1 protein-coding gene is annotated in these 1,482 nt (G+C 46.1%); it reads left to right on the top strand.

What is annotated here, in order from left to right:
• The coding region (locus tag A3757_RS23380; protein ID WP_304439215.1) for a FimV/HubP family polar landmark protein at positions 1-1,482 on the top strand (1,482 nt) is incomplete at both ends.

Genomic DNA, 1,482 nt, shown 5'->3' with positions numbered 1-1,482 from the left:
TATCGCAATCAAGGCGCGGCCAAATAGAAGTGTTAGCCCTCAGCAGGTTATGTTGGCTATCCAGGACCTAAATCCAGGTGCCTTCATTCAGGGTAATATCAATAAATTGAAGGCAGGTCAGGTTCTACGTTTGCCCAGCCTTGAGCAGATTAAGCAGCGTTCAACGCATCAGGCAATAGAAGAAGTTATTTCGCAGAACGAGTCTGCGAGAGGCAAACGCTCGAAGTCGGTAGCTTCAAGCCAAGCACCGAAAACTGACGTTAATCAGCCAGCAGTTAAGCGGGCTGGTGATGAACTCAAGCTTGTTGTTGCTGAAAAGACAAACGACGGTGCTAGCAGTGCTAACTCTGGTAGCTCTGCAACAGGCGGCAGTAACGGTAAAGAGACTGATCCGAAGCTAGCGATTACGCTAGAAAAATTGGATAAAGCGAGTATCGAGAATAAAGAGTTAAATAGTCGTGTTTCTGACTTAGAAGAACAGCTACAAACCTTGCAAAGACTCCTTACATTAAAGAATGATCAGCTAGCAAATATTCAGACGCAAATGCGAGTCAATGAGCTAGCGGAAGCGAAGGCTGCGCAGGAAACTGAGGAGCTATCTGAGGCTGATAAGCTGATGGCAATGCCTGACGCAGTTGCTGAAAATGCTGCTGAGGCTTCTGATCAGACGGTAGCCGCAAAAGACGCTATGGCTGAAGCTAAGGAAAGTACTGAGCAAATTGCAGCGATGCCAAAGACTGAGCAAGCAGGTCAGGCCGAGAGCATGAAACCTGCTGAGAAATCGCCAGCAGTTGAAAAGGCTAAGTCTATTGAAATGCCTGTAAGCAAGCCAGCTAAGGCTGAGCAGAACATTATCGAAGTGATCGTTGGTAATCCTCTCTACTTATCAATTGCTGTTCTAGTTGTTGTGCTGGTTGTGTTTGTCCTCTGGTTGGTTTCGCGTAATAACGCTAAGCGTGAGCAAGAGTTTCAGGCAATGCACGATAGTGACGAAATTGAATATGAAGAAGAGGGCGAAGATGCGCTATCGTCGGAAGACGATTATCAGGATGCTGAAGAAGACGGCATGCAAGTTGAATCTTTAGATAGCCCTCTTGAAGATGATGACGAATACATAGATGAAGACTTATTTGCTGAAGAAGAGCCTGCCGTCTCTGGCGAGGAAAATGAGGATGTAATCGCTGAAGTTGATGTTTACATTGCCTATGGCAGACTGGATCAGGCTGCAGCAGTTCTTGAAAGTGCAATTTCAGAAGAACCTGTTAGAACAGACTTGCGCTTGAAGTTGCTGGAAGTATATAAGCAAAGTGGTGATACTGAAGCATTTAACCGCCAGTATAGCGAATTAGAAGCAATTCAGGATTCTGAAGCCTTAGATCAAGCGAGCGCTATCCGCGGAGATATGCTGGATGAGCAGTTGGTGTCGCTAGAAGATAAAGAACATGAGCTTGAGCTAGATCGCGAGATGGAAGAGGTTGAGGC

It is taken from the genome of Oleiphilus sp. HI0117 (assembly GCF_001635235.1).
Note: the sequence above shows the minus strand (reverse complement) of the source record. Positions and strands in the feature narration are given on the sequence as shown.